Genomic DNA, 13,683 nt, shown 5'->3' on the forward strand with positions numbered 1-13,683 from the left:
TTCAAATAAAGGGTATTAAATTTTCTTACACTACATTCTCAGGAGGATCATTCTCCTAAAGAGAAAGTAAGAGGGCGAGATGCGGGGTTACTCGTATCACTATGCAACATAGCAGATATTCTATTAATGCTATGGGCATGTAATGTATGTAGCTTGATTTATCTAGTTACAATTTTATATTTAGACTTACACACAGGGCTTTACCATTATGTCTGCTTCTATTGTAAAGAAACGGCCTCTGAGTCGTTACATTAAAGATTTTAAACATAGTCAAACTCATTGTGCACATTGTCACAAAACTTTGGATCGTATCTCTTTGGTTTTCAACGATGACATCTTAAATAAAGAAGCTATCGCTGATATGACTGAATTGGTCGATGAAAGTACTTGGGGGGAACTACAAGGTAAATTTACTGCACTTTGCCGCTTTTGTAGTGAGATTTATTGCAATAGTAATACTGATTATTTTGATATCATGTCATTTAAACAGTATTTATTCTTACAGACTGAGATGAGCCATAGTACTGTTCGCGAATATGTTGTTCGCTTACGCCGCTTAGATGAGCTGTTATCTTCATCTAACTTTTCTATGAAAGAATTTACTGCAAGTAAGGTTCAAGAACAGTTAAGTGAAAAAATGACAGACTCTGCATTTAGTAACTATAATATTGCCTTGCGCAAGTATGAGCAGTATTTATTCTGGGAATCAGAAAAAACTCAATAACATATTGAAAATACATAAATAATAGCTATTTTCATTGTTATAATTTAATGAATTGGTGTCCGTAGGGCATCTTTTGCGTTTTTATAGTATTAACCTATTGTTATAAAATGAATTATTATTCGAAATAATGCCCCAAAATTCATTATTCTCATTTGATAAAAAATATGGAAGGCTGAATATTCAAGGGATAAGTAAATAATGAATAGCACTATAAAGTAAAGACCTAGTCTCATGTACGGTGAAACTAGGTCTTTTGTTTTTTAGCCGATGGTCATTAAGCTTGCGTTACCGCCCGCGGCTGCGGTATTGACACTTAAGGAGCGTTCATGAACAAGGCGTTCGATAAGCAAGTTTGTTTCACCTCGTTCAAATCCTTGTACTGAAATAATTGGCCCTTTACGTTGTGCAATAGCTGCGCAAACGTCTTTTAACTGATCACTATCGCCGTGATAAATCACCCCTTCAATTGGCTCCTTCGTTTCTTGCCAGTTTTTAGTCAATGAGATTGATTTTCTCACTTTTTCAGGAAGTGATTTAAACAGTTTTTGATGGAGTTCGCTTTGTGGCCATAAGGACTGACAACCGGAGGAAAGAACCGCGGCTAACTGAATCAAACAATCTTTTTCGTTGTCACTAATACACAGAATTAAACCACGTGGGCGTAAGGTATATGTATTTCTTTCGCCTGTTGGGCCTGGCAACACTCTGGTGGTTCCAGCTTGTGTATAGCGAGTAAATAATTCAATTACCGAAGGTTCAATAATGTTATTTTGTTTTTCTACCCATTGGGCAAAGGACTCAAAAGATGACAGTAAATCTGCTCGAGCACTTGCATCCATAGGTAAATGATTATCTTGTCTTTCTAATGTATTTGAAACTGCGTTATCCGGTCGTTCACTTAATAAACGATAAAGGTATAATGGACCGCCAGCTTTAGGCCCTGTGCCTGATAAGCCTTCTCCACCAAACGGTTGAACGCCAACAACCGCTCCGACCATATTGCGGTTAACATATAAATTTCCGACTTTAGCCTTAGAGACAACTTGGTTAATTGTTTCGTCAATGCGAGTGTGTACACCTAGAGTTAACCCATAACCGGCTGCATTAATTTGGTCTACTAAGGCATCTAATTCATTACGGTTAAAGCGAACAACATGCAGAACAGGGCCAAAAATTTCTTTTTTCAGCTCGTTGACATTATCTAGTTCAATTAATGTCGGTTTAACATAAGTTCCTTCTGTTTGTTCTTGTTGATCGTCAGGGTTTTCGAAAGCGGCTTGGAATACGGCTTTCCCTTTACTGCGCATTTGCTGAATATGTTGTTCAATATTTTCTTTTGCTTCGCGGTCGATAACTGGGCCAATATCAGTAGAAAGGTGCTCAGGGTTAGCCATCCGGCATTCTTCCATTGCGCCTTTTAACATGCGGATTGTTCTATCGGCAACATCTTCTTGTACGCATAAAATGCGTAATGCGGAGCAGCGTTGACCCGCACTATCAAATGCAGAAGCAACTACATCAGCAATAACTTGCTCTGTTAGTGCAGAAGAATCGACAATCATAGCATTCAAGCCCCCGGTCTCTGCAATGAGCGGAGTAGGGCGACCTTGTGCATCTAAACGCCCAGCAATATTACGTTGTAGTAGCCCTGCAACCTCAGTTGAACCTGTAAACATGACACCACGAACACGCTTATCACCAACCAACTGTGCACCGATAGTTTCCCCTTTACCGGGTAAAAACTGTAATACATCTCTCGGTATTCCCGCTTGATGAAGTATTGATACAGCAATGGCACCAATTAGCGGAGTTTGTTCAGCAGGTTTGGCGAGGACAGTATTACCTGCAGCAAGGGCTGCCGCAATTTGCCCTGAAAATATCGCCAATGGGAAGTTCCAAGGACTGATACAGACAATCGGACCTAACGGTCGATGGGTATTATTATCAAAGTCATTTTTGACTTGGGTCGCATAATAATTGAGGAAATCTACCGCCTCTCTGACTTCAGCGATTGCATTATTGTAGGTTTTACCCGCTTCACGTACTAAGACATCCAATAATGGTTGCAATTGCTGTTCCATCAGATCGGCTGCGCGTAATAAGATAGCTGCACGTTCAGAAGGGGGCGTTGCGAACCAAATGGTTCCTGCTTCATCGGCAATATTTAAGGCATGTTCCGCCTCTTGCTCAGTAGTTTCACGAACTTGCCCGACAATATCTTTATTACATGCAGGGTTAATGATTGGTGTCGATTCAGGTATTGCTTGGGATGGTTGGAAATCCCCACCGAGTAGCGGCTGGGCAATTTTTTGCTGCATTGCTGCACTGAGTAGAGCGCTAGATAAAGACGCCAAGCGATGTTCATTAGAAAGGTCAAGGCCCATAGAGTTTACACGATCTTGACCATATAAATCGCGAGGTAATGGGATTTTGGGGTGCGGTAGCCCAATTTGGCCTTCTGTTTTTGATAATTCAAGGATGTCTTTTACTGGGTCTGCGACTAGCTCATCCAGTGGAATAGTTGCGTCAGCAATACGGTTGACAAATGAAGTGTTCGCGCCATTTTCCAGTAATCGGCGAACTAAATAGGCAAGTAAGGTTTCATGGGTGCCAACAGGCGCATAAATTCGGCAAGGGCGATTAAGTTTACCATCAGCAACTTTGCCTACGACTTGTTCATATAAAGGTTCACCCATACCGTGGAGGCATTGGAATTCATATTGCCCTGGGTAATAGTTTTTACCTGCAATTTGGTAGATAGCCGCAAGAGTATGTGCATTGTGTGTCGCAAATTGAGGGTAAATTAAATTTGGTACAGACAATAATTTACGAGCGCAAGCCAGATAAGAGACGTCAGTATATACCTTACGAGTATAAACAGGGTAACCCTCTAAACCGTCAATTTGAGCACGTTTAATTTCACTATCCCAATAAGCCCCTTTAACCAGACGGATCATCAAACGGCGTTGGCTACGCTCAGCTAAATTGATAATAGAGTCAATGACAAAAGGGCAACGCTTTTGGTAGGCCTGAATAACAAAGCCGATACCATTCCAGCCCGCCAATTGTGGTTCAAAACAGAGTTTTTCTAATAAATCTAAAGAAATTTCTAAACGGTCAGCTTCTTCTGCATCAATATTAATACCAATATCATATTGGTGTGCTTGTAATACTAAAGACAGGAGGCGTGGGTATAATTCATCTATGACGCGTGAGTATTGGGCACGGCTATAACGCGGGTGTAGCGCCGATAATTTAATCGAAATACCTGGACCTTCATAGATACCGCGTCCATTTGATGCTTTACCAATCGCGTGGATCGCTTGCTGGTAAGATACCATATAATCTTGGGCATCTTTTTCTGTTAACGCAGCTTCTCCGAGCATATCGTAAGAGTAACGGAAGCCTTTATCTTCAAGCTTGCGTGCATTCGCTAGCGCTTGAGATATTGTTTCTCCTGTTACGAATTGCTCCCCCATTAGGCGCATTGCCATATCAACACCTTTGCGGACTAAAGGCTCACCACTTTTACTAATGATCCGATTCAAAGAGGTCGATAGTTTTGCTTCGTTGTGGGTAGAAACCAACTTACCTGTAAATAAAAGGCCCCATGTTGCTGCATTAACGAACATTGAACTACTTTGGCCTAGGTGTGATTGCCAGTTACCATTACTAATTTTATCGCGGATCAGGGCGTCACGGGTTGCTTTATCTGGAATACGAAGTAGGGCTTCTGCTAGGCACATTAATGCCACACCTTCTTGAGAGGACAGGGAAAATTCCTGTAGCAAACCTTGAACTAAGCCAGAACGACCGACACCATTTTTTTGGTTACGTAATTTTTCGGCAATCGAATAGGCTAATTTATGAGCAGCTTCGGCTTGTTCTACGGGCAATTGTGCTTGCTGTAATAACATCGGTACTGCTTGTGTTTCAGGAACCCGATAGGCAGAAGTAATTGCGGAGCGTTTTACAGATTGTGGTAAAATGTGCTCTGCAAAATCTAAGAATGGCTGATAGCTAGAGTCAACCGTTGTGTCTTCATCTGTTGATTGGTTTTCTTTTGCGTCGACATCGGCTGATAGCTCAGGAAGAAATTGGCCATTATCGAATTGTTCTAGGTAATTATAAATAGCTTGTTTGATAAGCCAATGTGATGTGCGGTCAAGACGTTGAGCGGCATTTTTAATGCGTTCACGAGTTGCTTCATCAAGTCTCACACCCATAGTTGTTGTGCTACTCATCTTAATTCCTCTAGTTCACGAGTCGGTTAAATCGAAAAGTTACATCAGAGTATCCTAATGTTGCAACTTTGTGCAACATTGTTAATCGTGGTTTCTGAGGGAAATGTGAAACACATCTGGTTTTTATATGGTGAATATTATTTGCTCAATTTATGGTTATTTATTTTGTATATATTTCATATAGTTATAACCTTTGGATTGTTGTGGTATTAGTTAGTCATTCATTTGTAAATCCGACTTTAAATTTTAACATTTGTGATATGGATTCTATTTATGGAATAAAAAATAGTTAATTTCTTGTTAATTTAATAGGAGTCTGTCTAGGATGGAGTCGCTAAGAAATTAAAATTAGTGCAACGCAAACAATCACAGCCTATTTGGTGTTCATAGAGATAAATGAAAAAGTGCAATAAAGTGCAACACCATGAAGTGACAAGTTATCAAAGGCAATTATATAAAGATAACTAACAATTTTTAAAAATACTCAATGGAGAAAACGGATGACTGTAAGCACTCCGATGATCATTATGTTCATCGTATACATTACTGGCATGTTATTAATCGGCTACTTGGCCTATCGCTCGACCAAAAACTTTGATGATTATATTCTTGGTGGCCGAAGCTTAGGGAGTGTTGTCACCGCATTATCTGCAGGTGCTTCCGATATGAGTGGTTGGTTGCTGATGGGGTTACCTGGTGCTATTTTCTTGGCGGGTATCTCTGAAAGCTGGATAGCAATTGGTTTAAGCCTAGGGGCTTACCTTAATTGGCTATTTGTTGCTGGGCGTTTACGCGTACAAACAGAAAAGAATAACAATGCCTTAACTTTACCCGATTATTTCACTAGCCGCTTTGAGGATAATAGTAAAATTTTACGTATTATCTCCGCTGTGGTTATTTTAGTTTTCTTTACTATCTACTGTGCATCAGGCGTTGTTGCTGGCGGTTTACTGTTTGAGAGCACATTCAATATGAGCTACGAAAAAGCCATGTGGTTAGGTGCATTAGCGACAATCGCTTATACCTTTTTAGGGGGTTTTTTGGCGGTTAGTTGGACAGATACCGTTCAAGCGTCATTAATGATTTTTGCTTTGATTCTGACGCCTATCGTGGTGATCCTTTCATTAGGTGGAATTGATACTTCAATTGAAGTTATAAAAGCGAAAAACCCTGAATACCTAGATATGTTTAAAGGAATGAACTTTGTTGCCATCCTATCGTTATTAGGCTGGGGGTTAGGCTATTTTGGCCAGCCTCACATTTTAGCGCGTTTTATGGCTGCAGATTCCCATCGCACTATTCGTTCTGCACGTCGTATTAGTATGACATGGATGGTTTTATGTTTAGTGGGAACTATTGCAGTAGGTTTCTTTGGTATTGCTTATTTTGAAAACAATCCAAGCTTAGCGGGTTCAGTGTCGAATAATAGTGAACGTATTTTCATGGAGTTAACCGGAATACTGTTTAACCCATGGATAGCGGGTATCTTGTTATCTGCAATATTAGCGGCAGTAATGAGCACATTAAGTTGCCAATTGTTGGTATGTGCAAGTGCGTTAACGGAAGATTTATATAAACCATTTTTCCGGAAGAAAGCGAGCCAAAAAGAGTTGGTTTGGGTCGGGCGTGGTATGGTGTTAGTTGTTGCAGCCATCGCTATTTATATTGCTCGTGACCCAAATAATAAAGTTTTAGCGCTAGTAAGTAATGCATGGGCAGGATTTGGTGCAGCATTTGGGCCAGTAGTATTAATCTCTGTGATGTGGAAGCGGATGACTCGTACAGGCGCATTGGCAGGTATGTTGGTGGGTGCTGTAACCGTATTAGTTTGGATGAAATATAAATGGTTCGATTTATATGAAATCATCCCAGGCTTTGTGTTTGCAACAATAGCAATTATTGTTGTCAGTATGGTAACTAAAGGGCCTAGTGCGGCAGCACAAGCACGGTTTGATGAAGCGGAAGCGGAATATAAATCTCATTAATTGAGGTGTACCGATAAGATAAAAAGCCGAGCAATTTCAATTGCTCGGCTTTTTTGTTTATCAAATCAACAGCCTAGTAATTAATGGGCAAAGGTTAATTAACTTTCCTACGTTTAGCTATTTGGTAACCAATAGCCAAAACGATAAACCAGACTGGTGTTGCAATTAAAGCCTGTCTTGTATCGTGTTGGAATGCCAGTAACACCACCATAAAGGCGAAAAAGGCTAAGCTTAACCATGACATAACAATACCCGCAGGCATTTTATAACGTGAAGATTTATGCATCTCTGGTCGTTTCTTACGGAAATTCAAATAGCTATATAAGATCATACTCCAAATAAACATAAATAGGATAGCAGACACAGTGGTAACCAATGTAAATGCATGCATGATATCAGGAATAAAATAGATCAGAATGATGCCGAAGCTCAGACAGATGCAAGTAAATATTAGGCCTGTTGCAGGTACAGCTTTTTTTGATAATTGGCTGAATTGTTTTGGGGCATCCCCTTCTTTAGACAGCCCAAATAACATTCGACTGGTGGAAAATACACCACTGTTGGCTGATGAAGCCGCAGAAGTTAACACCACAAAATTGACAATGCTTGCAGCAGCAGGGAGGCTGATAAGGACAAACATTTCTACAAATGGGCTTTTATCAGCCAAGATAGTTCTCCATGGCGTTACTGCCATAATAACAATCAAGGACAAAACATAAAATGCAATAATTCGGATTGGGATTGCATTAATGGCTTTTGGTAATGATTTTTCGGGATCTCGAGTTTCTGCTGCTGCCGTTCCTACTAATTCAATCCCAACGAAAGCAAAAATAGCAATTTGGAAGCCAGCAAAAAAACCGCTTATTCCCATCGGGAACATACCGCCATCATTCCAAATATTATTTAAGGATGCGATATGTCCAGTTGGTGACTGGAAGTTCATGGCGATCAACGTCCCACCTACGGCAATTAAGGCAACAATGGCAACAATTTTTATCATTGCAAACCAAAACTCTAATTCACCAAATAGCCTGACTGAAACAAGGTTTAAGGTGAGTAGGCTGATCACACAGATAAACGAGGTTACCCATTCTGGAAATTCCGGAGCCCAAAAACTAACATAGGAGGTTATGGCAATAATATCCGCTATTCCTGTGATAACCCAGCAGAACCAGTAGGTCCAACCTACAAAAAAGCCAGCCCATGGGCCAATTAAGTCAGTTGAAAAATCACTAAAAGATTTATAATCAAGGTTGGATAGCAGCAGCTCTCCCATCGCTCGCATAACGAAAAACAGCACAAAACCAATTATCATATATACGAATATGATTGACGGGCCAGCAAGTGAGATAGTTTTACCTGACCCCATAAATAGGCCGGTTCCAATTGCGCCGCCAATTGCAATAAGTTGTATATGGCGGTTACTAAGGCTACGTTTTAATTGATTACGGTCAGCATTATGCTGCTTCGGTGTTGATGTTGGATTTTCTTCCATACTGTAAAGTGTCCGTAGTGGTTTGTTATTGTTAGCCACAGTCTTTTTTTATTTTGTGGTTATGTTTGCATGAAATATTGTGACATAAATCTCAATTAGAGTAAGGAAAAGTTACCTTACTGGAACCGGAGTGATGTTTATTCGAACTATAATTATCCTAAATTTAACATTCGCAACTAAAATTTAACTTAGGAAATAAAAATAGCAGAATAGTATTGACTGTATCAATTGATGGGCGTTAAATATTTCGTATTGGGTTGTTAGCTCAGTTGGTAGAGTAGGTGACTCTTAATCATTAGGTCGGGGGTTCGAGCCCCCCACAACCCACCAATATTTTCAATGAGTTATGAGCGTGCCGCAGAACTTATACTGACTACATGGGACGTATTTGGGACGCAGCCATTGAAAACAGCATCAATTTGTTTGGCGTGTTCAGCTAAATGGTCGGGTGCCAAATGAGCATAGCGAAGAACCATTTCTATACTTTCCCAGCCGCCCATTTCTTGCAATGCTGATAACGGTACACCGGCTTGAATTAGCCAGCTTGCCCAAGTATGACGCAAATCATGAAAATGAAACCCTTCAATACCAGCTTTTTTCATGGCAGAATTAAATGCCTTGTTTGCGTTAACCGTCATTGGCACTAAATCAATAACGCCATTTTGCTTACTTTCTCTGACAAAAACATATTTAGTATGTCTGCCTATCTGATCCCGAATAATCTGACAGGCAGTGTCATTGAGCGAAACACCTATAGCACGATAGTTTTTGGATTGCTCAGGGTTAATCCAAGCTACTTTTCTCACTAAATCAACCTGACTCCATTCAAGGCCAAGTATATTCCCCCTTCGCAGACCAGTAGCTAATGCAAAGGTAATAACTGGCTTTAGGTAATCGACGGCATTATCAATTAACGCTGTAGCCTGTTCTCGAGTCAGCCACTTAACCCTAATTTGCCTTGGTGGTATAGCCTTAATATATGGAGCGCTTTTTAGCCATCCCCACTCATTAGCAGCGATTCTCAGCAGTGAGCGAATAAATGCCAAGTGTGAATACTTTGATGACTGTGATGGAAATCCTTTTTGTGACCCCCTGTTTTTCATCTTAGCTATCAAGTCTTGGCATTCATTATTAGTGATAGAGCTTAGTTTTCTACCTTTAAAGTGAATAAGCCAGAATCGCATTTTGCACTTATCATTTCTGAGTGTTCGCTTATGCTGTTTATCTTTAAGCCAGCGCAAGCAAGCCTCATCAAATGTATATTCAGGGTCTTCCCCAAGCCTATCAACCTTCCAAGCATCTGCTTTAAGTTTGTCGTGCAGTTCTAAAGCTAGCTTCTTGTCTGGTGTGCAGTTCACTTCGGTGTTTTTTTTACTTTCAAAGTCTAACGATTGGATTTTGTTAAATACAAGTAAAACGATTATGGTTTTTTTGAGCGCTAAAAGTGTCTTTTGGAGTAATATTTAATACCGATGATAACTTATAGTGACTATATGAAAGCAATAATAGCATTACCTTACTTATTTTTACTTGGATGCTCCACCCCCTCAATAGAAGTAAAAAATGCCCCCAAAAAAATCAAAGAGTCTTCCAGTAAAGCCATAAGTACCTACTCAATGGGGCACAGCAAAACAAAATTTGAGATTGAATTAGAGCAACAACAAAACAGGTCCGCTGCGAGAAGTGAAAGTGATGGTTTATATGCCTCTTCATTGGGTTATCTTAGATATGAAAGAGATAAGCAAGAGAATGACAGGCGAAAGAAGGAAAAAGAGCAATCTGAAGCATCTAAACGAAAAATCCAATCTTTAGATAGTGAGTATAGCTCGCTTGAGGGTATGTATATTTATAGCGATCTATCTAGCGATGAAAAGAAAAATATCGAGAGTAGAATGAAGCAGATAAATATCGACCGAAATAGGGAAAGATTTCAGGGTTTAGGCTCCATAGGTGTAGATAGTAAGTCTTGGGAATGGCAGTGGGAACGATGAACTTAATCATCATCTGATTTTTATTATTAATTCCTCTATTTGGTTATTCCGAACAACTGATTTCAAGGCTGCGCATTGCGGGGTTTTTTGTTATATAGAAATAGGACTTGTCGTTTCTTGCTGAGAGAGAATTTTAAAAAATTAACTAATTAAGAATAATTTAGGGCTAGAATAAAACCAACGTATATAAGTTTTGCTGCTATAACCAAATATAGCTAACTTCCGTTAGCTATATTTTAGACAATACCAATGAGATAGTTCTATAAAAGGATTAGAATAAATACCTTACACCAAATACAAGCTCTTGGGATTTAAGGTGTGCTTTCATTTGCTCGTCTTGTAAGCCTCGAGCATTAGTAAAACGGTTCATTCCACTTTCAATTTTACCAAGGTCCACATAACGGTAGCCTAAGTCGAAATTAAGTTTGTTGATAGGTTCGTAGCTGACTCCAGCGCCGAGTGAATATGCTATGTTTGTATCTGTATTACTCGCATATTGACGTGTAACATTCCCTTGCCACCCAGATGATTTTACTTTTGCGATACCAACACCAACGGTTCCATAAATGGAAATGCCCTGATAAATTTCATAATCACGATAAGCATTTAACATTAATCGTTGGGACTCTGTTTTATGGTGATTAAAGCTGGTCGAAAATATCGTTGATCCACTTGTATATTCTGCTTTTTTGTTAAAAGTATATTCACCTTCAGTACGCCAGCCATTACCAAATTGATAACCCGCAGCTAAAGAACCATTATAAAAATCATCTTTATCATCACCCGTGACGAATTGACCAATGCCCGGTCTACTACTGGTATCCATATTATCTGCTTTTTGCCATACTTTAGAAAGTCGTGCGGCACCGTAGTAGCCTTCGTCATTCGTAGAGGCTAAAGCATTTCCAGCTGAACTTCCAAGTACAGCAATTACTAACAATGAGAGTAATTTTTCCATGTGATAATTTCAAATGTTTACTATGTGGGGGTGGGATTATTGCAGGTTGTGGATATTAGTAAAGAAGGGTTATTTGAATGATATGTTCAACTTATTTAAACAAGATAGTATGGGTGTTATTTTGATTATTTACTTTAAATAAAGATAGATTATTATTTTCTAATAGTGAACATTCTATACCTAGTCGCTTTAAACCAATTCAAGACCTCGCATTGCGGTTTTTTATTGTAAAAAACAACTGTAGTCACCTTGTAAAGTACAATTTATTAACTACATTTAAATCGTGTACAGTTTTAGCAGTAAAAGTATTAACTTTATCAACCCGTCAGTAATGGCGGGTTTTTTGTTGCTATCTAGGCAATGACAACTCTATTTGCCAGCTCCTCCTATCTTGCACGTAATGGCATTTAAGCGAGTAGGGTTTTCATTGTTATATATGAGCAATCAAGGCAATTCTGGTTTGTGTTACGTTATGGGGACCACCATAGCGACAATGCAACCTGTAAGTAATCCTTACCAGTTTACATTCAAAAGGTCGCCTAGTGCGGCCGTGCGGCCTTTTTTCGTATACGCCGCCACAGAATCAATTACCCTCGTTATCAATTAACACAAGAGCTGTGTACGGCTATCTATTAACTAAAAGTACAGGTGTTTAATTCTCTGCTCTAACTCTATATGTACATCAAATAAATTTGGCTATACAGATGTTGAAGAGGCAGAGTAAGCATGGAACATGAGAGTCAACAGTAAGTGATGATATTCGAAATTATAAAATAAAGTAGCTCAGTAACAACTAGAATTAACGCCGAAACCCTCCAAAATGTCATTCTTACTTTTATCATCAAAAAAATACGAAAGATTACAGACATACAAAAAGCAAACCTAACAATAGAAAGGCATAACGAGAGTATGAAAATGAATGGAACCGTTAGGTATTCTGACGCATGGCTATTGATTAAGGCAAGAATTAGTAAGTCAGGAACAATAATAGCCGGAAGCCATGTGCTAAAAAGCAGCATAGCGAGTGATTCTGTTTTTGGCATGAGTAGATTTATTACTTTCATAGGGAGAGATTATATTGCAAATTGTCAAATAAATTAAGAAATATAGTAGGTTAAAAACCATTAAAGACATACAACCTTTGGAGAGAACACATCATACAAAATGTTATCGAAGCCATACAGAACCTACCAATCTATTATAAACAGATACTCTCCACCTAAAGGATACTATGAGCAGCACGCATGGGTTATGTTGCCAACAGGAGTAGTTAGAACAGACTGCAATGGATATGGTGGAAATAACCGCCAATTACATTACTAACCAGTTAATCTACTCCGTCTTTTGGCTGATTTCATTGCATTACCCTGCGCTCATTGACCCAATTTTCTAAAGCCAATTTCGTTGAGCCTTCTAAAATAACCCCTAAGAAGGTTCTTCATGAAAATTTCGAGTTTCAGCTTCATCCTTGTATGGGAATAACTGATTTAACTTGAACTGTATCTCAAAAAGTTGGGCATATTGTTCAACATACAGGATGGGCTTTGTCGTTTTAATGCTTTTAGATGCAGAAAGTGGTTTGCTTTCAGTTTGTTTATATATGTAATTTATTGTGTATGTGTAATCCAATTATTGAGATAGAAAGTATGGATTGTTGATTACATTCACTCCTGTATTTGAAATGTCAAAAAATACAGTAATATTAAAAAAGTATTATTAATTAATAGGATAAGTTTCGATGTGAAGTGAATGGTCGCATGAATATTTCTGAATTATCATATTTACTCTATTAGGTTGTGATTTGGTAATTAGTAACAAAATAGTGCCTCTGTTTTCTTTGTTTGTATCGTGATTACACTTATATTGAGTTAATTAATTAAAATGTAGCATTTCATATAATGCATTAACTAGAAGAAATAATGATATGACAAAAAGAATACTCTCTATTGCAGTATTATTTGCTGTTGCTATGCAAAGTTATGCCTTAGAGCTTAAGGTCCCGATTGGAGCGAGAGGTTACATAGATGAGGTTATGCCGCCTGTTGCAACTTCAACAGCATACCTGTATACGGGAACAGAGCTTCGTGGGAATGATCACACTATTCGATATCTCTGACCAGATGGGGACAGATGAAATCCTTGGATTATTTTCCTGAAATAGGGACAACAGGAATTGAGTTTGTTAACACAACTAACCCTGATAGTGGCTCGATAGTATTAACAATGAATGGTTCTTTAAACAGTTCATCTTTACGCATTTTTCTTGTATTGAATATCAGTTTTTTA

The 13,683-nt window shown here is 38.8% G+C and carries 7 protein-coding genes and 1 tRNA gene; 4 read left to right on the forward strand and 4 right to left on the reverse strand.

All coding sequences use genetic code 11. The features are described 5' to 3' along the window. Positions 1-208: 208 nt before the first annotated feature. The gene (gene fliZ / locus P3L56_RS07640; protein WP_042847941.1) at positions 209-724 is read left to right on the forward strand and encodes a flagella biosynthesis regulatory protein FliZ; all 516 of its coding nucleotides are present in this window, start codon (positions 209-211) and stop codon (positions 722-724) included. 260 nt (positions 725-984) lie between these two features. Here fliZ and putA read toward each other — a convergent pair whose 3' ends face one another. Continuing rightward, on the reverse strand, positions 985-4,968 hold the full coding sequence (gene putA, locus P3L56_RS07645; protein WP_042847940.1) for a trifunctional transcriptional regulator/proline dehydrogenase/L-glutamate gamma-semialdehyde dehydrogenase: 3,984 nt from the start codon (positions 4,966-4,968) through the stop codon (positions 985-987). Positions 4,969-5,468: 500 nt separating this feature from the next. On the opposite strand from putA, the gene putP reads away from it, so the two are divergent. After that, complete coding sequence (putP, locus tag P3L56_RS07650; protein ID WP_042847939.1) at positions 5,469-6,953, forward strand: sodium/proline symporter PutP; 1,485 nt, start codon at positions 5,469-5,471, stop codon at positions 6,951-6,953. A 94-nt stretch (positions 6,954-7,047) separates the two neighbouring features. Here putP and cycA read toward each other — a convergent pair whose 3' ends face one another. Beyond that, entirely contained in the window at positions 7,048-8,448 is a 1,401-nt protein-coding gene (gene cycA, locus P3L56_RS07655; RefSeq protein WP_042847937.1) for a D-serine/D-alanine/glycine transporter, read from the reverse strand. A gap of 254 nt (positions 8,449-8,702) precedes the next feature. Between cycA and P3L56_RS07660 the strand changes: the two genes are divergently transcribed. Continuing rightward, positions 8,703-8,778, forward strand: a tRNA-Lys gene (locus P3L56_RS07660). A gap of 14 nt (positions 8,779-8,792) precedes the next feature. Here P3L56_RS07660 and P3L56_RS07665 read toward each other — a convergent pair. Further along, positions 8,793-9,806, reverse strand: a complete 1,014-nt coding sequence (locus P3L56_RS07665) for a tyrosine-type recombinase/integrase (RefSeq protein WP_272686209.1) — start codon at positions 9,804-9,806, stop codon at positions 8,793-8,795. Positions 9,807-9,941: 135 nt separating this feature from the next. Between P3L56_RS07665 and P3L56_RS07670 the strand changes: the two genes are divergently transcribed. Beyond that, entirely contained in the window at positions 9,942-10,439 is a 498-nt protein-coding gene (locus P3L56_RS07670) for a hypothetical protein (RefSeq protein ID WP_166685248.1), read from the forward strand. A gap of 271 nt (positions 10,440-10,710) precedes the next feature. Here P3L56_RS07670 and P3L56_RS07675 read toward each other — a convergent pair whose 3' ends face one another. Then, a complete protein-coding gene (locus P3L56_RS07675; protein ID WP_166685249.1) occupies positions 10,711-11,397 on the reverse strand; it encodes an outer membrane protein in 687 nt (228 codons plus the stop codon). Positions 11,398-13,683: the final 2,286 nt, after the last annotated feature.

This window comes from Providencia sp. PROV024, assembly GCF_032709665.1.
GTDB classification, from domain to species: Bacteria; Pseudomonadota; Gammaproteobacteria; order Enterobacterales; family Enterobacteriaceae; genus Providencia; species Providencia huashanensis.

Bases quoted from the DNA above. Each gene is read 5' to 3' on its own strand.
- fliZ (WP_042847941.1), top strand. From the start codon at position 209: ATGTCTGCTTCTATTGTAAAGAAACGGCCTCTGAGTCGTTACATTAAA.
- putA (WP_042847940.1), bottom strand. From the start codon at position 4,968: ATGAGTAGCACAACAACTATGGGTGTGAGACTTGATGAAGCAACTCGT.
- putP (WP_042847939.1), top strand. From the start codon at position 5,469: ATGACTGTAAGCACTCCGATGATCATTATGTTCATCGTATACATTACT.
- cycA (WP_042847937.1), bottom strand. From the start codon at position 8,448: ATGGAAGAAAATCCAACATCAACACCGAAGCAGCATAATGCTGACCGT.
- P3L56_RS07670 (WP_166685248.1), top strand. From the start codon at position 9,942: ATGAAAGCAATAATAGCATTACCTTACTTATTTTTACTTGGATGCTCC.
- P3L56_RS07675 (WP_166685249.1), bottom strand. From the start codon at position 11,397: ATGGAAAAATTACTCTCATTGTTAGTAATTGCTGTACTTGGAAGTTCA.